This window comes from Thioalkalivibrio sp. ALJT (assembly GCF_000381825.1).
Lineage (GTDB): Bacteria > Pseudomonadota > Gammaproteobacteria > Ectothiorhodospirales > Ectothiorhodospiraceae > Thioalkalivibrio.
In genome coordinates, this window is the sequence record NZ_KB907125.1 from 150,597 (window position 1) to 167,978 (window position 17,382).

Genomic DNA, 17,382 nt, shown 5'->3' on the forward strand with positions numbered 1-17,382 from the left:
ACGGGAAGATGGCACCGGGGCGCCCGGGAACTTCAACATCTCGCTCGAACCGATCTTCTTTCGTTCTCCCGGCCTGCCCGTGAACCGCATTCGCGGCACAAAGATCACCACGGGCACCGCGAGACGTTACAAGCAAAGGCCGCTTTCGCCGAGGCCGCGGCGGCAGATGGCACGACGCTCGATCGCAACGACCACCCACCCCGCTTCCGTCGCGTCCAGCTCCAGGCGAAATTCATAGGCGCTCACGGCATCATCGCGCAGCCCGGTCAGTCGCAGCTCCGCTCGTTCCGGGCGCGGCTGATCAATCACCAGCCCGGAGTAGTCCACCGCCAGCCCTGAGGCCCACCGGGTAGATGCGAGCCACCCCAGCACCGCGGCACCGGGCGTTGCCGCGGGCGCAAGCGTCGGCACCGCCTGCGATGCGAAAGCCGTGGGCGCCGGCTCCCGGTCCGCCGGCACATCCGCCGCCTCCGGCGCTCCGGACTGCACGGCACAGCCCGCCAGCAACACCATGAGCATCCCCCACTGCAACACCACCCCGCATCGAGCCATCACGTGCCATACCTCGCAAAAACCGTATTGCAACGAACATAGCCCGAACATTTCGTGAATTGCACGCGCCCTCGCGGGTCTCCTGGCCACAGAGGGATTCACCTCGGCCAGCCGCATGGACGGCTGTGGCGCCACTGCGGCAAACAACCCCCCGTGCGCCCCGTATGCTGCACGATCCTTACGCACACGAATGCAGGATTCGGGATCGCGAAGCCCGAAACCTACTACCATGCTCAAAACCCATGTATCGGCCTGTCGCCGACCGACGCCACGGAGAACCTCATCATGAACGCGTTCACGCTACGTCCCTTCCTGCTGACCGGACTTTGTACCCTCCTGCTGGCCGCCAGTCCCCTGCACGGCGGCGCTGTCTACGCCCCGGCAGCCAAGGACCCCACCGCCGCGGAGATGGAAGAACTGCGCAAATCCTGGGCCGAGACCCGCGAAGAGCTCGAACAGGAAGGTCAGGATGGCGACACGGAAACCGGCTCGCGTACGCGCGAGACCCTGGACGCAATGGACCAGAAACTGGGCCACTTGCGCGAGCAAATCCGCGAAGGCTGGGACGACCTGAGCGAGGGCACCCGCGCACGGCGCGAACGCGCCTACGACGGCCTGGTGGAAGAACGCGACCGCCTGGCCGAATGGTCCGGCGATATGCGCTCACGTTCCTCGGAAGCCTGGGGTGGTGTTCGTGAGGGGGCCCGGGAGGCCTGGGGCGGCGTGCGCGATGGCTCGCGCAAGGCCTGGGATTCGGTGCGGGACGCCTTCCGCGATGATGACGCATCCGCCGACACGGACCGCCCGGCGCAGGACCCGGAGTAATGGCGGGTTACCCCCGGAGCTACTTCAAGTTCGCGGCAGCATTGTCACTGGCGCTGACCGCTGCCGGACTCACCGGCTGCGACGGCCTCGTAGGCACCGGGACACCCGAGCACCACCAGCGCACAACCGAACCGGAGATCCTGCAGCGCGGCGAACGCCTGTATCAGCTGCATTGTGCCGCCTGCCACGGAGACCAGCGCGAGGGCGCCGAGAACTGGCGTCAGCGGAACCCCGACGGCACCTTCCCTCCCCCGCCGCTGGACGGCAGCGCCCACACCTGGCATCACCCCTACTGGCAGCTCAGCGACATGATCCGCTACGGCGCCGAGGCCCGTGGCGGGACCATGCCGAGCTTCGAAGACACCCTGTCCGAGGGTGATACGGAGGCCATCATTGCCTGGCTGCAATCGCACTGGCCGGACGCGATCTTCGAGGCCTGGGTACGCTACGACCGCAACCACCCGACCCGGGAGGACTGGGAACGGGACATGGGCGAACCCTGGGTGACGCACTAGGGGCTCACGGATCGCTATCGGCCTAAACGGCCTGCGGCGCCACCCCTCGGCGCCGCGCCAGCACCTGGCGCACGACCAGCTTCTCCAGCTCCACAATCACGAACACCGCCAGTCCGAAGGTCAGGATGCGGCCCCAGTCCTCCAGCCCGATGGCCGTAGTCCCGAACAGCGCGTGCATCACCGGTAGATAGGTGAACGCCAGCTGCAGCAGTACCAGCACCCCGATCGCCAGCCACATCGCCCGCGAGCGAAACAGCTCGCCGCCCGGCAGCACCGGCTGATGAATCAGGCGCAGGTTCAACAGGTAGAAGGCCTGCCCTGCGACCAGGGTATTGATCGCAACCGTGCGCGCGACCTCGTCGGCCACACCGGCCACGGTCTCCATGTAGACAAAATGCCCGAACGTACCGGCCCATAGCAGCAGCGCCACGAACGGGATCCTCCAGAGCAGGAAGCCGGACAGCAGCGGGGTATCCGGGGCCCGTGGTGGCCGCTGCATCACCCCCGGTTCGGCCTTCTCGAAGGCCAGCGCCATCGCCAGGGTCACGGAGGTCACCATGTTCACCCACAGCACCTGCACCGGCGTCAGCGGCAACGCCAGCCCCATCAGGATCGCCATCATGATGGTCAGCGACTGCCCGGCGTTGGTCGGCAGCATGTGCAGGATGGCCTTGCGGATATTGTCGTAGACGGTGCGCCCCTCCTCCACCGCGTGCGCAATGGAAGCGAAGTTGTCATCGGCCAGTACCATTTCCGACGCCTCCTTCGCGGCCTCCGTACCCTTGCCGCCCATGGCCACACCGACATCCGCGCGCTTCAGCGCCGGGGCATCGTTCACCCCGTCGCCGGTCATCGCCACGATGCGCCCGCCCTGTTGCAGGGCCTGCACCAGCCTCAGCTTGTGTTCCGGCGACGTCCGCGCGAAGACATCCGTTTGCTCCGTCACCCGCGCCAGGGAACCCGCGTCCAGGGCATCCAGCTCATGACCGGTGCGGGCCTCGGCGTCGCGGCCCAGACCGAGTTGCTCGCCGATGGCCCGCGCAGTCGCCAGGTGATCACCGGTGATCATCTTCACTTCGATCCCCGCCGCACGACAGCGGGTCACCGCACGGATCGCCTCGTCGCGCGGCGGATCAATAATCCCGAGCAATGCAAGCAGGGTAAAACCGCCGGCCTCGACATCATCAAAGCGCAGCTCGCAATGATCGGATTCGGTGTCACGCACGGCCACGGCCAGCAGGCGCTGACCGCGGGCCGCCACGGCCTCCATGGCGGCGTGCCAGCGCTCGCCATCCAGCGCCTCGCGGGTCTCGCCATCCACCTGCTGCTCGCTGCAAAGTTCCAGCACGCGCTCGGGCGCGCCCTTCAGCAGGATCCGCGCATGGCCCTCGTGGTCGTGATGCAGTGTCGCCATGTAGCGATGATCCGACTCGAACGGGATCACGTCGGTGCGCGGCAGGCGTTCGCCTTCCAGGCGCGGATCCATCCCGGCCTTGCACGCCAGGGTGATCAGCGCACCTTCGGTGGGGTCCCCCTCCATGACCCAGTCGTCGCCCTTCTGGTAGAGCCGGGCGTCATTGCACAGGAGCCCCGTCCGCAGCACTTCGCGCAGCAGCGGGTCCTCGTCCGGGTCGATATCCCGCTCGCCCTCGGAGAACTGGCCCTGCGGCGCATAGCCCACGCCACTGACCAGAATCTCGCGGGTCGCCGTGCACACGGTCTGCGCCGTCATCTCGTTCCGGGTGAGCGTACCGGTCTTGTCGGAGCAGATAGCCGACACCGAACCCAGGGTCTCCACCGCCGGCAAGCGGCGAATGATCGCATTGCGCCGTGCCATCTTCTGGACCCCGATGGCCAGCGCGATCGTCATGATTGCGGGGAGCCCCTCGGGGATCGTGGACACCGCCAGGCTCGCGGCTGCGAGGAACATCTCGTCCAGCGGATAACTCCGCACCCAGTACCCGAAGGCAAAGGTCGCCGCCGCGATCACCACGATCACGCCCGCCAGCCAGTGGCCGAACTGTGCCATCTGGCGGACCAGGGGTGTCTCCAGCCCCTCAACCTCGCCGAGCATGGTGGAGATGCGTCCGATCTCGGTATGCTCGCCAGTGGCCACGACGACGCCCGCACCACGACCAAAGGCCACCAGCGTCCCGGAGAAGCCCATGCTGCAGCGATCCCCGAGGTCGGCCCCCTGTTCCACCGGAGCGGTGCGCTTTTCCACTGCCACCGATTCGCCGGTCAGGACCGCCTCTTCCAGGCGCAGGTTCTTGGTCTCGAACAGGCGCAGATCGGCCGGCACCCGATCACCGGCCTGCAAGTGCACAATATCGCCGGGTACCAGTTGATCGGCCGCAATCTCGCGGCGTTCACCGCCGCGCGTCACGACCGCGCGCGGCGAAAGCATCTTGCGGATCGCGTCCAGTGCCTTCTCCGCCTTGCCCTCCTGCACAAAGCCGATCAGCGTGTTGATCAGCACGACCGCCAGGATGACGCCGGTATCCACCCAGTGCTCAAGCAGGGCCGTGCCCACGGCCGCCACCAGCAGGATGTAGATCAGGACATTGTGAAAATGCCGCAGAAAACGGCGCAGAACACTGGCGCGCTCGGGCGGGGTCAACTGGTTGGGGCCGTAGCGCTTCAGCCGCGCCTCGGCCTCATCCAAGGCAAGCCCGTCGCGCGCGACGCCCCAATGCGACAGGGCCTCCTCGGCACTCTGGCTGTGCCAGGACGGGGCTGCAGACGGGTCCACGGGTTCCGGGGCATCAGACATCGGCGCAGGTCGGGGCTGCTACGGGGCTTTTATCGTCGCCTGCCCGCCGCAGGGCCACAAGCCCCGCGGCCGAATAGCCCCACACGGTGCTGACGCCGGTCTCATGCCTGACTGCCGAACGAGACCCGGTGCCGGCCAGCCCCGCCGCGAACACAGCCCCGGTCATCCATTCACCACAAATGAGTGTCTTCTCAACGGAACCCACAGCGAGTTGAGCCCTCGAACGGGGTGATCCCGCCTGTAGCGGGTGACCAAGCAGGGAGAAAACGCCAACAATCCTTAACTTCCCAGCAAACGGAGGACCCATGTCCAATACGCCGAATGCCAATCGTCGCAAGTTCCTGCGCCAGGCCTCTGCCGCCGTGGCGGCCATCCCGGTCGTCAGTCTGGTCGGAATGCCTGCAGCCAGCGCCGCGGAGCAGGCCGAGGATGGTCACGCCCATCATTACGTCAATGATGCGGCCGACTCCGACCACCCGGATTATGCCGCAGGCGAGAAGTGCAAGAACTGCGCCTTCTGGGGCGGCGGTGACGCCCAGTGGGGCCAGTGCTTCCACGCCGAGTTCCAGGGCGTTCAGGTGAACGCCGACGGCTGGTGCGACGCATACGTCGGATCCTGATACCGTCGTAACCGTCCGGCCCGGCCCCGGGCCGGACGCCTCACGGAAATCCCGGATGAAAGTGCACACTCGCAGCGGAGACCCGGGTCTTCCGAAACCTGGCGCGGTGCGCCGCCGGTAGCGGTTCTACCCGCCCGTTTCTGATGGATTCGGGGCGCAACGCAGGCTCGGGCCATATTCATTCAGAATCGGGGGGGCACCAACCCCACAAGCAATGAAAGCAGGGGCTCGGCCGCCCATTTTTGAGCAACAACGGGCGTGGGAACGGCGTTGCGGCTCCTTTGTGCAGAATGACTGCACGGCCGTCACCGCGCATTAAACGCACGCAAAAGCGACTCGATCGCGGACGCGCGATTCAATCAGCGTCTCCCGAGGAGTCGGGACACCAATCCCTCAACCGGTTGCAAGCGGAGGTCCAGCCGCCCGTCAGGCGGTAATCGACAGACACGCGTCACGGCCAACCTCCGGTGCCTCGAAACGGAAACTCACCGCCGCCGGAGCCACCCGAAACACACCGCGGGCCCGACTCCATCCGTGTTCGCGCACTCGCGCATCAACCTGCTGGAATAACGCCTGCAGCGCCCGCGCGGTTGCGGCTCGATTGGCGTAGTCCAGGCCGTGCCGTTCCCAGGCCTCGCGTGCACCCGGGGCCAGCCGCCAGCCGGCCGTCACGAACCCCGCAAGCCACAATGCACGCAGGACGCCATCGCCCCATTGTTCACGCAGCCGGACCATGCCCACACGCGCATTCGGGGCTGCCTCTACCGCTGTTACCAGGGACGCAGGCAAAAGCTTGCGCCAGTCGTCACTCTCGAAGGCGCCCGGCAGCAGGTCCTCATCGATGATTTGCACGAAGTCCGGCACTGGATCGGAGCCGGTGCGCTCAGCCAGCTGAATCAGTGCCCCTGCCTCGTCGACGTAGCCGGACAGCGCGAAACCACAGAGGTGGTGGTCCACGATATCGTGCACAAATACCGAGGTCGGGATGCGATCACCGGTAAACGGGGTTGCCGCGATCACATCCACGCCACGCCCGGGCAGATCCAGCTTCCAGCCCCTCACGCCAAAGCCATCTTCCCAGGAGTCCGCATACTCCACCGGAATGGATACACCCTGGGCCTCGATGGTTGCGTCGCGCGCGAGCGTTCGGGGCATGGTCGCACTCCCGTGCCATGGCATGTTCTTGCAGTTTACCGACCGGTCAACTAATTTCAAACCCATGAAGACAAAGAACACCAGTAACCACCGCTCCGACAGCCACCAGGGCCTGCTGAACGCCGCGCGCGAACTGATCGTCGGACGCAGCTACAGCGCCGTCGGGATCGCCGAGATCTGTCAACACGCGGGGGTTCGTAAGGGCAGCCTGTATCACTTCTTCCCCGGCAAGGAGGCACTCGCCCTGGCGATGCTGGATGCCCTGTACGCGGACTTCGAGCAAGAGGTGCTGATTCCGAGCCTGTCCGGCGGCAACGGCCTGCAGGCCCGAATCGATGCATTCATCCAGGCGATCCATGCCTTCGAAGCACGCATGCAGGCCGAATCCGGGCGAGTGCCCGGTTGCCCCTTCGGCAATCTGGCCGTGGAGATGGGCACCGTCAATCCCACCCTGCGCCAGGCCATTCGGGGGCATCTGGACGCCATCACCAGCCATTTCCGTTCTGTCCTGGACGAAGCCGTGCGTAACGGCGAACTGCCCGCCGGCACCGACACTGACGCACTGGCCGAACAGTGGCTGGCACTGATGGAAGGCATCCTCGTAATGGCCAAGGCCGACCAGGACCCGGCGACGGTCCTGCGTCTGGGTCCCGCGCTTGGCGTACTCCTGACTCCATCACGCCCGGAGGTACCTCATGAGCCATGAACATTTCCCCCTGCACGACGCCAGCAGCGCCCCGGGGGCACAACGCGCCTTCGACCGGGCCGAACAGACCTTCGGCATGGTCCCCAATCTGATCCGCAAGATGGCCAGCGCCCCGACTCTGGCCGAGGCCTACCTGGCGCTCAACGACCTGCTGCAGAAGACGTCGCTGAGCCCCACCGAACAGGGCGTCCTGCTGCTGACCGTCAGCCGTTACCACGAATGCGACTACTGCATGGCTGCCCACAGCATGGCCGGCCGCATGACCGGCGTACCCGACGACGTGATCGCCGCGCTGCGCGAGGACCGCGTGATCGAGGACCCCAAACTGGAGGCCCTGCGCCAATTCGCCCGCGCCATGCTCGAGCAGCGCGGCTGGGTCGACGAACCCACCCAGCAGGCCTTCCTGGACGCCGGCCATACCCCCGGACAGATGCTGGAGGTAATCCTCGCGATCGGCCTTAAAACGCTGTCCAACTACACCAACCACATCGCCGGCACCCCGGTCGACGAACCGATGGCCGGCGAGCACTGGAGTGCACCGAACACATAAGGGCCCTGCGGATACGCAACGGCAAACCGCCCTACGCAAACCGCGCCCTTCAATACCCGTTACGACGGGAGGAGACCATCACGATGAGTGATCACAAGAAAATGGCCATTATTGCCACCAAGGGCAGCCTGGACTGGGGCTATCCCCCGTTCATCCTGGCCTCCACCGCGGCGGCACTGGGCTATGACTGCGAGGTATTCTTCACCTTTTATGGCCTTCAATTGCTGCGCAAGAAGCTGGACCTGCAGGTGACGTCGCTGGGCAATCCGGGTATGCCGATGCCGATGCCCATGCCGGTGATGCTGCAGACCCTGCCGGGCATGCAGAAGATGATGACCGTGATGATGAAGAAGAAGATGGCGGCGAAGGGGGTGTCCGACCTGGCCGACCTGCGCGAACTGTGCCAGGAGGCGGAGGTGCGCCTGATTGCCTGCCAGATGACGGTGGACCTGTTCGACATGGATACCACCGAGTTTATTGACGGGATCGACTACGCGGGGGCTGCCGCGTTCTTCGAGTTCGCCGGCGAATCTGACATCTGCCTGTTTATCTGAGGCGTCCCTCCCGGGCGTCGCAAAGGGGATCGAGACAGCACCCCTGCCCCCGCGAGCCGAAATTCGGACGTCTGCTCGCGGGAACCGCCCCGGCACGCGCCGCAACAACCGGCTGCCGATCCAGCCCGGATGTACGCGCCTGAATGACGGCTCGGCTGGCACCAGACTGACACCGGGCACTGGATGCACGAATCGCTGGCAACGGCCGCCGGCCCGGGATCAGTCGCGCCTGAGCACGATCCGGTCGGACGGGGTTTCATCCTCGGCAACGAAGGCCGGGCGGATCACATCGCGGTAGTTGCGGATGCGCTTCACGAAGTACACCGGCTGATAACCCCGCGCGTAACCAAAGCGCAGATCCTTGTGGTAGCGCTCTTCGGTCAACAGCGGCAGCGTCTCGCGCATGTCCACCCAGCGGTCCGGGTCACGCCCCAGCTCGCGTGCCAGCCGGCGCGCGTCCAGCAGGTGACCACGGCCAATATTGTAGGCCGCCAGCGCCAGGTAGGTGCGGTCGGGTTCCTCAATATCATCGGGCAACAGGGCGTGCTGACGCTGCAAATAGCGTGCGCCGCCTTCAATGCTCTGGGCCGGGTCGAGCCGGTTCACCCCCAGAGACTCGGCGGTGCGCTGCGTCAGCATCATCATGCCGCGCACGCCGGTGGGACTGCGCGCTTCCGGATCCCAGTGCGACTCCTGATAGGCAAGCGCCGCCAGCAGGTCGGCCGGCAGATTGGTGCGTTCGGCCGCCTTTTCAAAGTACGGCTGGAATTGCGGCAGCCGGTCCTCGATGCGCCGGTTCAGGGCGCGCAGATCGACGAAGTCGAACTGGTCAATGTAGGCGTAATAGCGCTCGTCAACGAGGGCGCGCAGCTCCTGCCCCGCGTCGCTCTGCATCCAGTCACGGGCCCGTTCTGCCAGCGCATCCTGGCCCGACTGCACATACCAGCCAAGCGCCCGCGGTGCCGACAGATCAAAGGCGATCTCCAAGTGCGGAAAGGATCGTCGGTTGTACTGCACGATGTGCGAGTCCGCGACCGTACACTCGACCTCCTGCCGTGCCACACGGGCCAGCAGCCGTTCGGTGCCGATCGCCTCCTCCCGGAACTCGGGAACATGGGACTGTAACGCCTGCAGGGTCTCGGTATAGCTGCTCTCTGCGGAAACCACGAGCTCAACATCGCCCAGGTCCTCCACCGCACGCGGCACGCCATCGAAATCACGGTGGCACACCACCTGCTCGGTGACTTCCATGTAATCCGGCCCGCGCCGGAAGCGCCGATCGCGGGAGTCGAGATGGGTCAGTCCGGCAGCCGCCATGTGTGCCGCGCCGTCTTCGAGCACCTCCAGCACCTCGGATACGGAGTCCGCAAACACCCATTCCACCTCCCAGTCCTGAGCCCGCGCAAAGCCCTCAACCAGATCGTGTTCGGTACCAGCGGTCTCCAGATGTTGATCGTAATACCAGCTGGTGGGGGCATTGCGTGTGACCACACGCAGGGTGCCGGACGCCTCAATCGCCGCCAGGGCGGCCTCCGCCGCGGCACGGCTGGTCGTCTCCGACTGTCCTTCTCCGGGGCTGCAACCCGCTAACAACACCAGCCAGGCAGCGGGCAGCCAGGGCCGTATACCCCGGTACCGGGTCAACAACGAGCACTCCCCGGGCGGACGAAGGCACGAGCGGACAGTGGTCATGGCGGCTTCCCTGCTGTTATGCGGTTACGCTGGTCGCGAACATGACGTGATGACGGCTTTGTTAAAGCCCATTAAACCCCTTCGTGGGACCCGGGTAGTACGAAATGGTTCTCGAAAGAGGTGCAGTACCAGCGGTCACGTGCGGCCAGCCGGCACCGTGCGCACCCGGCGGAGTTCAACCAACGCGACCCGCCCCGCGGACTCCAAACCACACATCCAGCAAGGAGCGCAACAACATGACTGTCGAATCCATCCTCGGTTTGCTACTGATTGGCGGCATCGCCGGCTGGCTAGCGGGATTACTGGTTCATGGCATGGGCCAGGGCATCCTGCTCAACATCGTGGTCGGGGTGATCGGCGCCTTTCTTGGCGGCGCCCTGTTTGCCCAACTGGGCGTCCCGGTCGGCGGACTGGTCGGGAATCTGGCGGCCGCCACCGTGGGCGCCGTGCTCCTGCTCGGCCTGCTTCGCCTGATCCACAAGGCCTGAAGCCATGCTGCAGATCCTCGGCATCATCCTGCTGGTAGGCGGCCTGATCAGCGCCCTGGTGGGCGTGCAAGATGCCTTTGGCCTGCGCGAACGTGCCGCGCGCCTGATCCTGGGTCGCTTTACCCGCCGTACCCTGGGCATGCTGGTCGGCGGCGTCCTGGCCGCGCTGATCGGCCTGCTCCTGGTGGTCTGACCGTAAAGCGTGGCGCGCCTGGCATCATCCATCCGGAATCGGTAGTGTCCGTCGCCGGGTACACCGTACCGGGGGACCCGAGATTCATGGATAAACGCGCACTGATGAGTCCCGGCTTGCGGGCACCCGGTGCGGCTTGCGGCGGGTGGCAGTTATGCCCGCCGGTTCCGGATGCATTCGGGGCACAACGCGGACCCGGGCCACCGGGACCATAAGATGATTGCATGAAGCGGCCCGGCCGCCTTTACGGCCCCCTCGTGCAGCCTGAGGCCACGGGCAGGCACCGCATATCAATGCACCCGGAGCCGCCTGCGCATCCACGAATCCGTATTTCCCGAAAACAAGACCAATCAAGGGGAGACCGCATGACCATGATGCCTTCGCACCGTCTGGCGCTTGCCGCCGCCGTCAGCACCGCACTCTTCGCTGCACCCACGACCCTGCTGGCCGCGGGCTTTTACCTGCAGGAACAGGGGGTCTCCGGTCTCGGCCGCGCCTATGCCGGAGAGGCCGCCATCGCCTCCGATGCCAGCACCATCTACTTCAACCCGGCCGGCATGACCCGCCTGGAACGCAACGAGGTGCAGGCGGGCGTGTATCTGCTGGTGCCCAGGGCCGAGGTCCGGCGCAGCAACTCCACCATCAACGGGGCCCCGTACGAGGGCCGCGACGGCAACAACCCCTACGACCCCACTCCGATCCCCAACCTGTACTGGGCGGAGCAGTACTCCGAACGCGTCTGGCTGGGCTTTGGCCTCAGCGCACCCTTCGGCCTGAAGAATGAATACAACGATGACTTCTTCGCCCGCTACGACTCACTGGAATCCGACCTGCAGGTGCTGAACCTGCAGCCCAGCATCGCCTTCGACCTGACCGACCGCATCTCCATCGGCGGCGGTCTCGACCTGCAATACGCCGACGCGACCCTGCGCAGCGCCATCCCCGGCGGCTTCCCGCCCACGCCCGCCAGCGATGGCGAGTTCAAACTCGAGGGCGACAACTGGGATATCGGCTTCAACATCGGGATGCTGTTCGATCTCGGCGATGACACCCGCCTCGGCATCCATTACCGCGACGGCATCACCCACACCCTGAGCGGCACGGCGACCATCACCGAGCCCGCGGGCGGGCCTGTCTCCGTGCTGCCCGGGCAGGCCGACCTGAAGCTCCCCGATATCGCCTCCATCGGCATCCGCCACCGCTTCAATGACCGCTGGACCGGCCTGGCCCAGTACACCTGGTTCAACTGGTCCAACTTCGACGAGATCCGCATCCAGCTGCCGCAGGGCAACGAACAGGTACTGGAACAGAACTACCGCAACAGCCATGCCCTGGCCCTCGGGGCCGAGTACGAACTGGACCCGCGCTGGACCCTGCGCGGCGGCCTCCAGTTTGATCAGACCCCGACCCGGACTGACGGCCGCAGCACCCGCACCCCGGATGGTGACCGTATCTGGTTCTCCCTGGGCGCCACTTACGCCCGCAGCGATCAATTCAGCTTCGATCTGGGTTACAGCTACATCCACATCGGCAGCGAGGACCTGGACGTCACCCGGGGCTTCGATTCCAACCAGGATGGCCAGGCCGATACCCTTGTGAACATGCAGGGCACCACTTCCGGCGACGTGCACGTGCTGGGGGCCGCTCTGCGCTACCACTTTTAGGGAGACGCTGAGTTAATCCGCCGCCGTTCCCCCACGGCCCTGGCTCTCAACCCTCCAGATCAACCCCGCAGGCCGCCGCCAGCGCGCGGCGGTCGGCGGCACTCAGATCGCGCCGACCGGCGTTGGCCTCCCCCAGTAGTGCATGCATCACGGCCGCCGGGTCATTCACGTGGTCGATACCCAGGGCATGCCCCAGCTCATGCGCCAGTGTCAGCCGCAGCGCGTCCGGGTCGCTGGCCCTGAACACGGTGATGGAGCGAGCCACACCCTGCTGTTGATAGACCGCCATATCGAAGTGACCGGTCTCGCCCACCTCGCGATTCAACGCCGCAACCCGGTCGTTGAATGCGGTGATCTCTTGTTCCAGCTCACGGATGTCGCGGTTGAGTCCGTCACGCCGGTGTTCCAGCGTGCGGCGACGCTGTTCCAGATCGGCGCGCGCGGCGTCCAGGGTCTGTCGCTGACGCTGCAGCCGCTCGCGATTGCCGGCGCTCGGTTCCATACGCCCGGCATTCCAGGCGGCCACCGCCTGCTCGTGCTCACGCTGGCGCGCCCGAACCCCTTCCAGTTGGCGCTGGTAGCCCGCGGCATCCGCCGCCAGGGCCGAATGGCGCTGGTCCAGGGCCTCCTCACGCGCAGCGATCTGCTGCTGCAGCCGGTCCAGTTCCGCCCGCAGCCGATCCCGCCGCTCGGCGGAGGCCTGGCGCTCGTCGAACACCAGCCGCACCGGCATGCCCTGCCCTTCGCGCTGGCGGAAAAGTGTCGCGGGCGTCTCCCCATCCCACATGCGAACAGCCGCATCCAGGGCCGCCTGCACCGCATCGCGCTCCAGGCCGAAGCGCGTATCAACAGCCTCCAGGTGCAGGGTCACGGGGATCTCGCAGCGAGAGGCAGGTGACGACCCTTGCCCCGCCGAACCGCCCGATAACGCCCCCTCCTGCCACAGCACACCGCCCATCGCGAGCACCCCGAGCCCCCCTGCCAGCCATAACGGTACCGCCATGCCGTATCCTCCAGGTTCGCCCCTCACGCCAGGGGAGCACGGATGAATGTACACGCTCGCGACAAGCGCCCACACCCGACGGGCTCCTGCCAGGCGGCCGCCGTCCGCGCCCCCATTTGCCCCGCCCCTCCGGGACAGGCACCATTGGCGGACATCCTTATGACTTCCCGGAGACTGCCATGCTGCGCCTGCTTCTCGCCGCCCTCCCGCTTGTTGCCCTGCCACTGGCCGCCCAGGCCGAGACCCCGAACCTCCAGCCCGGTCTCTGGGAAAACCATACCACCATGACCATGGAAGGCATGGGCAACATGCCCGACCAGACCGAGACCACCACCGAGTGCATCACCCAGGAAGAAATCGACATGGGTGAAAACATCATCGAGGCACCGGAGGGCTGCACCCTGGACCAGATGGACATGAGCGCCGAACGCATGGACTACACCATGAGCTGCCCCGGCCCGCAGGGCAACCAGATGCAGATGCACGGCAACATGCGTTTCCTGGGTGGCCGCGCCGAGGGTGAAATGACCAGTGAAATGGACACCCCGATGGGAACGGTCAACGTACGCGTCGAAATGCGCGGTGAGCGCGTTGGCGACTGCTGAACTGCGCTTTCGCCACGCGCTCGTATCGGCGCCAGAAAGATGAGAAGACTGGAAGACAGATCTATGGGCGGGCCGGGTCAGGCTGTGGCCCACCCTCCCGTTCCTTCCGGACTTCCCGTCTTCCTGCAGACCCGTTCTTTTATGCGTCAGTGGTTGCCGTAAGGCCGTAAAAGGCCTGGCCAGGCGCCTTTCATGGGCAGCGCCAGAGGAGGATCTGGTTATTGGCGGGCAGGTCGATCACGGACTCGGATTCGAGGCCGGCGGCCGCCGCGAGGGCATCCAGATCAGCGCGGTCGCGCACCCCCATACCCGGGTCCTGGGCGCGCAGCATCTGATCGAAACGGGCGTTGGACGCGGCGGTATGGGCCCCGTCATGGGCAAACGGACCGTACAACGCAAAGCGGCCACCCGGCGCCAGTACCCGCCCGACGCCCGCAAACAGGGCCTCTACCGCCGGCCAGTGCATAATATGCACGGTGTTGGCACTGTAGGCGTACTCGAAGCGGCCTTCCGGCCAGACATCCCGCAACACATCCAGCGCCCTGGGCGGGTGCAGGTTGGACCGTGCCGCATCCCGCCGCCAGGCCTCCACCCCGGGCAGGTTTTCCGCCACATCACTGGGGTACCAGTCCAGATGCGGCAGCGACGCGGCAAAATGCACCGCGTGCTGTCCGGTCCCGGCCCCGATCTCCAGCACCCGGCCGGGGGCACGAAAACGTTCCCTCAGCACGGTCAGGATGGGGTCACGGTTCTGTTCGGCGGCAGGCGCAAAGGGCTTTTCGGACGGCATCGCGACACAATCCTCGGCAAGGTAACGGGGGTATTCTGGACGCCCTGAAGCGGGGCTGCCATGATCGAGTGACACTTCTGCCCGGCCGCCGCAATGATGTCCCGCCACCGGTTCCTGCTTCCCGTCCTGCTCCTGCTCCTGTCCGTCGCCGGCGACGCCCTGGCGCGCGAGATGGCAACGGATCCGGATCGCCTGCTGCCGGTAGAACTGGCAACGGTCGGTGTGGACGCCAGCAGCGGCACCCCGATCGCACTGCTGCGTAACCCGGAATCCGACGAGGTCGTCCCCATCGTCATCGGGACCGACCAGGCCCGCGCCATCCTGCTGGCGATGCATGAAGTCCCGCTGTCGCGGCCGCAGACCCACGACCTCATCATAGACCTGCTGGAACGCCTGGATGCCCGTCTGGAGCGGGTGATCGTCGATGGCCTCGAAAACGGTACCTACCTCGGCTGGCTGGAAGTCCGGGTAGCGGGCGAGACCGAGCCCCGGCGCATCGACACCCGTCCCAGCGACGGCCTGGCGCTGGCAGTGCGCAGCGGTGCAGCCATTCATGTGGCCCCAGAGATCCTCGAGGCCGAAGTCCCGTTCGACTACACCCCGCCGGGCCAAGACGAGGTCGTAACTGCTCTCGGGATTACCGTCGTGGAGGCCCGCGAGGACCTGCGCGAGGCCCTGCAACTGCCGGATGCCCCGGGCGTCCTGGTCAGCCGCGCCCGCGGGCGGGCAGCGGCTTCCGGCCTGAGGAACGGGGCCCTGATCCTGGAAGTGAATGGCCAGAGCCCGACCACGCCGATGGATTTCCTCACGGCGGTATCCGCCACAGCCGACGCAGACGAGGTCCATATCCGCTACTGGCTGGATGGCGAGACGCACACGCTCACCCTGCCCACCGATGTCCCCGAATTCGAGGAATCCGACGACGCCCTTGCCGTCTGAACCTCCCGCCTGTGCCGTCGGGACCGCGCGACGGGTTCAGTCGTCGCGCGGCAGGCGGGGGCGCAACCATTCGAGGGTGGCGTTCGTGGCCGGGTCATGCGTCGCGGACCCGGCCCCAGCCTCGGCACTCAGGTCAGCGAGTACCTGGCCCGCAAGCTGCTTGCCCAGCTCTACCCCCCACTGATCAAAGGCATTGATGCCCCAGAGGCTCGCGAGCACGTAGATCTTGTGCTCGAACAGCGCAATCAGGGCTCCGAGCGTGGCCGGGTCCAGGCGTTCGAGCAATATCAGGGTACTGGGGCGATTCCCGGGGAAGCTGCGGTGTGCGGCCAGGGCGTCGATCACCGCAGGCGGTTGCCCGGCCGCCGCCATCTCCGCACGCACCTCGGACGGTGTCCGCCCCAGCGCCAGTGCCTCGGCCTGGGCCACCAGGTTGGCAATCAGCAACGGGTGTTGCGCGGGCAGGTCGTGCTCCGGCCGGGCGACGCCGATGAACTCGGCCGGGATGAAACGCGTGCCCTGGTGCAGAAGCTGGAAAAAGGCGTGCTGGCCATCGGTACCGACCGCGCCCCAGACCACTGCCCCGGTCGTAGCCGCAACCGGCTGACCATCCAGGTCCACCCGTTTGCCCAGGCTCTCCATCTCCGCCTGTTGCAGGTAGGGCGGCAGCAGTGCCAGGCGTTCGTCATAGGGCAGCACGGCGCGAGACTGCGCACCCAGCAGGTTCTGGTTCCACAGATCCACCAGCGCCATGCGCACCGCCGCGTTCTGCGCGATCGGGGTACGGCGAACATGCTCATCCAGCGCGTGGGCGCCGCCAAGGAAGGCGCGAAAACCGTCCATGCCCAGCAGCAGCGCCACCGGCAGCCCGATCACGGACCACACCGAATAGCGCCCGCCGACCCAGTCCCAGAAACCGAACATGTTGTCCGGGTCGATCCCGAACTCGACCACGCGTTCGCGCGCGGTGGACACCGCCACAAAGTGCTGCGCCACGGCCTGCGCATCCGGCGCATGACGCAGCAGCCAGGCCCGCGCCGCGCGCGCGTTGGTCAGGGTCTCGAGGGTGCCGAAGGTCTTCGAGGCAATGATAAACAGCGTGGTCTCGGGATCGGCCTCGCGCAGCACCGCTGACAGCGCCGCCCCATCGACATTGGAGACGAAGTCCACCACCAGCGGCCTGCCCTCGGCAGTCGCCTGCGCATGCGGCGCGAGTGCCCGACAGACCATGCGTGGCCCGAGATCGGAACCACCGATCCCGATGTTGACCACGCGCCGGATCGCGCGTCCGCTGTAACCACGGTGGCGACCGTCATGCACCTGCTGCACGAAGGCCTCCATGCGGTCCAGCTCGGCATGCACCCGGGGCACCACATCCTCCCCGTCGACCGGGCACTGCGCAGCACGCGGCAGGCGCAGTGCCGTGTGCAGCGCGGCCCGCCCCTCGGTGGTATTGACCCGTTCGCCCGCGAACAGGGCCTGCAGGGCCTCGGGGACCGCGCATTCAGCGGCATGCGTATACAGGGTGTCCCAGGCCGGGCCGTCCAGACGCTGGCGGGACCAGTCCAGACGCAGCCCCGCCACTTCCTGCACATCACGCCGGATCCGGTCCGCATCGCGCGCGAACAGTTCACGCAGGGTCTCCTGCTCCAGCCGCCGTGCCTCGGCCTGCAAGGCCCCGTCGACCGCCGCGTACGCTCCCGCCTTCATCCTGACCCTCCATAAAGAAACCCTGATTGATTCACACGCTCGCGCCGG

The 17,382-nt window shown here is 66.4% G+C and carries 18 protein-coding genes; 11 read left to right on the forward strand and 7 right to left on the reverse strand.

The genetic code is table 11. From position 1 onward, the window contains the following. Nucleotides 1–126 precede the first annotated feature (126 nt). Nucleotides 127–519 (reverse strand): hypothetical protein, encoded by a 393-nt coding sequence (locus G332_RS12765; RefSeq protein ID WP_019626377.1) that lies wholly within the window; start codon nt 517–519, stop codon nt 127–129. A gap of 318 nt (nt 520–837) precedes the next feature. On the opposite strand from G332_RS12765, the gene G332_RS0107500 reads away from it, so the two are divergent. Further along, complete coding sequence (locus tag G332_RS0107500) at nt 838–1,377, forward strand: hypothetical protein (RefSeq protein WP_019626378.1); 540 nt, start codon at nt 838–840, stop codon at nt 1,375–1,377. Further along, complete coding sequence (locus G332_RS0107505) at nt 1,377–1,892, forward strand: cytochrome c (RefSeq protein ID WP_019626379.1); 516 nt, start codon at nt 1,377–1,379, stop codon at nt 1,890–1,892. Before G332_RS0107500 ends, G332_RS0107505 begins: the two co-directional genes overlap by 1 nt. Nucleotides 1,893–1,914: 22 nt before the next feature. Here the strand turns inward: G332_RS0107505 and G332_RS0107510 are convergent, their stop codons facing one another. Beyond that, nucleotides 1,915–4,665, reverse strand: a complete 2,751-nt coding sequence (locus G332_RS0107510) for a cation-transporting P-type ATPase (RefSeq protein ID WP_019626380.1) — start codon at nt 4,663–4,665, stop codon at nt 1,915–1,917. Between the two features lie 305 nt (nt 4,666–4,970). On the opposite strand from G332_RS0107510, the gene G332_RS0107515 reads away from it, so the two are divergent. After that, the gene (locus G332_RS0107515) at nt 4,971–5,285 is read left to right on the forward strand and encodes a high-potential iron-sulfur protein (protein ID WP_019626381.1); all 315 of its coding nucleotides are present in this window, start codon (nt 4,971–4,973) and stop codon (nt 5,283–5,285) included. A 426-nt stretch (nt 5,286–5,711) separates the two neighbouring features. Here the strand turns inward: G332_RS0107515 and G332_RS0107520 are convergent, their stop codons facing one another. Further along, nucleotides 5,712–6,440: a hypothetical protein gene (locus G332_RS0107520; RefSeq protein ID WP_019626382.1), complete on the reverse strand. Its 729-nt coding sequence runs from the start codon at nt 6,438–6,440 to the stop codon at nt 5,712–5,714. A gap of 64 nt (nt 6,441–6,504) precedes the next feature. On the opposite strand from G332_RS0107520, the gene G332_RS0107525 reads away from it, so the two are divergent. The 3 genes from G332_RS0107525 to G332_RS0107535 all read left to right on the forward strand — a co-directional run bounded on the left by G332_RS0107525 (nt 6,505) and on the right by G332_RS0107535 (nt 8,250). Continuing rightward, entirely contained in the window at nt 6,505–7,146 is a 642-nt protein-coding gene (locus G332_RS0107525; protein WP_019626383.1) for a TetR/AcrR family transcriptional regulator, read from the forward strand. After that, the gene (locus tag G332_RS0107530) at nt 7,136–7,696 is read left to right on the forward strand and encodes a carboxymuconolactone decarboxylase family protein (RefSeq protein ID WP_019626384.1); all 561 of its coding nucleotides are present in this window, start codon (nt 7,136–7,138) and stop codon (nt 7,694–7,696) included. The genes G332_RS0107525 and G332_RS0107530 overlap by 11 nt, the downstream gene beginning before the upstream one ends. An 83-nt stretch (nt 7,697–7,779) precedes the next feature. Beyond that, nucleotides 7,780–8,250: a DsrE/DsrF/DrsH-like family protein gene (locus G332_RS0107535; RefSeq protein WP_019626385.1), complete on the forward strand. Its 471-nt coding sequence runs from the start codon at nt 7,780–7,782 to the stop codon at nt 8,248–8,250. 219 nt (nt 8,251–8,469) lie between these two features. Here G332_RS0107535 and mltF read toward each other — a convergent pair whose 3' ends face one another. Next, entirely contained in the window at nt 8,470–9,942 is a 1,473-nt protein-coding gene (gene mltF / locus G332_RS0107540) for a membrane-bound lytic murein transglycosylase MltF (RefSeq protein WP_081619778.1), read from the reverse strand. 236 nt (nt 9,943–10,178) lie between these two features. On the opposite strand from mltF, the gene G332_RS0107545 reads away from it, so the two are divergent. The 3 genes from G332_RS0107545 (at nt 10,179) to G332_RS0107555 (ending at nt 12,287) form a co-directional block, all read left to right on the forward strand. Then, complete coding sequence (locus tag G332_RS0107545) at nt 10,179–10,430, forward strand: GlsB/YeaQ/YmgE family stress response membrane protein (protein WP_019626387.1); 252 nt, start codon at nt 10,179–10,181, stop codon at nt 10,428–10,430. A gap of 4 nt (nt 10,431–10,434) precedes the next feature. Continuing rightward, nucleotides 10,435–10,623 (forward strand): DUF3185 family protein, encoded by a 189-nt coding sequence (locus tag G332_RS0107550; protein ID WP_019626388.1) that lies wholly within the window; start codon nt 10,435–10,437, stop codon nt 10,621–10,623. Nucleotides 10,624–10,988: 365 nt separating this feature from the next. Beyond that, nucleotides 10,989–12,287, forward strand: a complete 1,299-nt coding sequence (locus G332_RS0107555; RefSeq protein ID WP_019626389.1) for an OmpP1/FadL family transporter — start codon at nt 10,989–10,991, stop codon at nt 12,285–12,287. A gap of 46 nt (nt 12,288–12,333) precedes the next feature. Here G332_RS0107555 and G332_RS0107560 read toward each other — a convergent pair whose 3' ends face one another. Beyond that, nucleotides 12,334–13,290 (reverse strand): matrixin family metalloprotease, encoded by a 957-nt coding sequence (locus tag G332_RS0107560; RefSeq protein WP_026340696.1) that lies wholly within the window; start codon nt 13,288–13,290, stop codon nt 12,334–12,336. 179 nt (nt 13,291–13,469) lie between these two features. On the opposite strand from G332_RS0107560, the gene G332_RS0107565 reads away from it, so the two are divergent. Further along, nucleotides 13,470–13,895 (forward strand): DUF3617 family protein, encoded by a 426-nt coding sequence (locus tag G332_RS0107565; RefSeq protein WP_019626391.1) that lies wholly within the window; start codon nt 13,470–13,472, stop codon nt 13,893–13,895. 190 nt (nt 13,896–14,085) lie between these two features. Here G332_RS0107565 and G332_RS0107570 read toward each other — a convergent pair whose 3' ends face one another. Further along, on the reverse strand, nt 14,086–14,685 hold the full coding sequence (locus G332_RS0107570) for a DUF938 domain-containing protein (protein WP_019626392.1): 600 nt from the start codon (nt 14,683–14,685) through the stop codon (nt 14,086–14,088). A 96-nt stretch (nt 14,686–14,781) separates the two neighbouring features. Here G332_RS0107570 and G332_RS0107575 point away from each other — a divergent pair, with 96 nt between their 5' ends. Then, on the forward strand, nt 14,782–15,624 hold the full coding sequence (locus G332_RS0107575; RefSeq protein ID WP_026340697.1) for a bifunctional nuclease domain-containing protein: 843 nt from the start codon (nt 14,782–14,784) through the stop codon (nt 15,622–15,624). A gap of 36 nt (nt 15,625–15,660) precedes the next feature. On the opposite strand, the gene pgi is transcribed toward G332_RS0107575, so the two are convergent. After that, on the reverse strand, nt 15,661–17,334 hold the full coding sequence (pgi, locus tag G332_RS0107580; protein WP_019626394.1) for a glucose-6-phosphate isomerase: 1,674 nt from the start codon (nt 17,332–17,334) through the stop codon (nt 15,661–15,663). Between the last annotated feature and the right edge of the window lie 48 nt (nt 17,335–17,382).

Excerpts from the sequence above, each read along its gene's own strand:
- G332_RS12765 (WP_019626377.1), bottom strand. The coding sequence starts at position 519 with ATGCTCATGGTGTTGCTGGCGGGCTGTGCCGTGCAGTCCGGAGCGCCG.
- G332_RS0107500 (WP_019626378.1), top strand. The coding sequence starts at position 838 with ATGAACGCGTTCACGCTACGTCCCTTCCTGCTGACCGGACTTTGTACC.
- G332_RS0107505 (WP_019626379.1), top strand. The coding sequence starts at position 1,377 with ATGGCGGGTTACCCCCGGAGCTACTTCAAGTTCGCGGCAGCATTGTCA.
- G332_RS0107510 (WP_019626380.1), bottom strand. The coding sequence starts at position 4,665 with ATGTCTGATGCCCCGGAACCCGTGGACCCGTCTGCAGCCCCGTCCTGG.
- G332_RS0107515 (WP_019626381.1), top strand. The coding sequence starts at position 4,971 with ATGTCCAATACGCCGAATGCCAATCGTCGCAAGTTCCTGCGCCAGGCC.
- G332_RS0107520 (WP_019626382.1), bottom strand. The coding sequence starts at position 6,440 with ATGCCCCGAACGCTCGCGCGCGACGCAACCATCGAGGCCCAGGGTGTA.
- G332_RS0107525 (WP_019626383.1), top strand. The coding sequence starts at position 6,505 with ATGAAGACAAAGAACACCAGTAACCACCGCTCCGACAGCCACCAGGGC.
- G332_RS0107530 (WP_019626384.1), top strand. The coding sequence starts at position 7,136 with ATGAGCCATGAACATTTCCCCCTGCACGACGCCAGCAGCGCCCCGGGG.
- G332_RS0107535 (WP_019626385.1), top strand. The coding sequence starts at position 7,780 with ATGAGTGATCACAAGAAAATGGCCATTATTGCCACCAAGGGCAGCCTG.
- mltF (WP_081619778.1), bottom strand. The coding sequence starts at position 9,942 with ATGACCACTGTCCGCTCGTGCCTTCGTCCGCCCGGGGAGTGCTCGTTG.
- G332_RS0107545 (WP_019626387.1), top strand. The coding sequence starts at position 10,179 with ATGACTGTCGAATCCATCCTCGGTTTGCTACTGATTGGCGGCATCGCC.
- G332_RS0107550 (WP_019626388.1), top strand. The coding sequence starts at position 10,435 with ATGCTGCAGATCCTCGGCATCATCCTGCTGGTAGGCGGCCTGATCAGC.
- G332_RS0107555 (WP_019626389.1), top strand. The coding sequence starts at position 10,989 with ATGACCATGATGCCTTCGCACCGTCTGGCGCTTGCCGCCGCCGTCAGC.
- G332_RS0107560 (WP_026340696.1), bottom strand. The coding sequence starts at position 13,290 with ATGGCGGTACCGTTATGGCTGGCAGGGGGGCTCGGGGTGCTCGCGATG.
- G332_RS0107565 (WP_019626391.1), top strand. The coding sequence starts at position 13,470 with ATGCTGCGCCTGCTTCTCGCCGCCCTCCCGCTTGTTGCCCTGCCACTG.
- G332_RS0107570 (WP_019626392.1), bottom strand. The coding sequence starts at position 14,685 with ATGCCGTCCGAAAAGCCCTTTGCGCCTGCCGCCGAACAGAACCGTGAC.
- G332_RS0107575 (WP_026340697.1), top strand. The coding sequence starts at position 14,782 with ATGTCCCGCCACCGGTTCCTGCTTCCCGTCCTGCTCCTGCTCCTGTCC.
- pgi (WP_019626394.1), bottom strand. The coding sequence starts at position 17,334 with ATGAAGGCGGGAGCGTACGCGGCGGTCGACGGGGCCTTGCAGGCCGAG.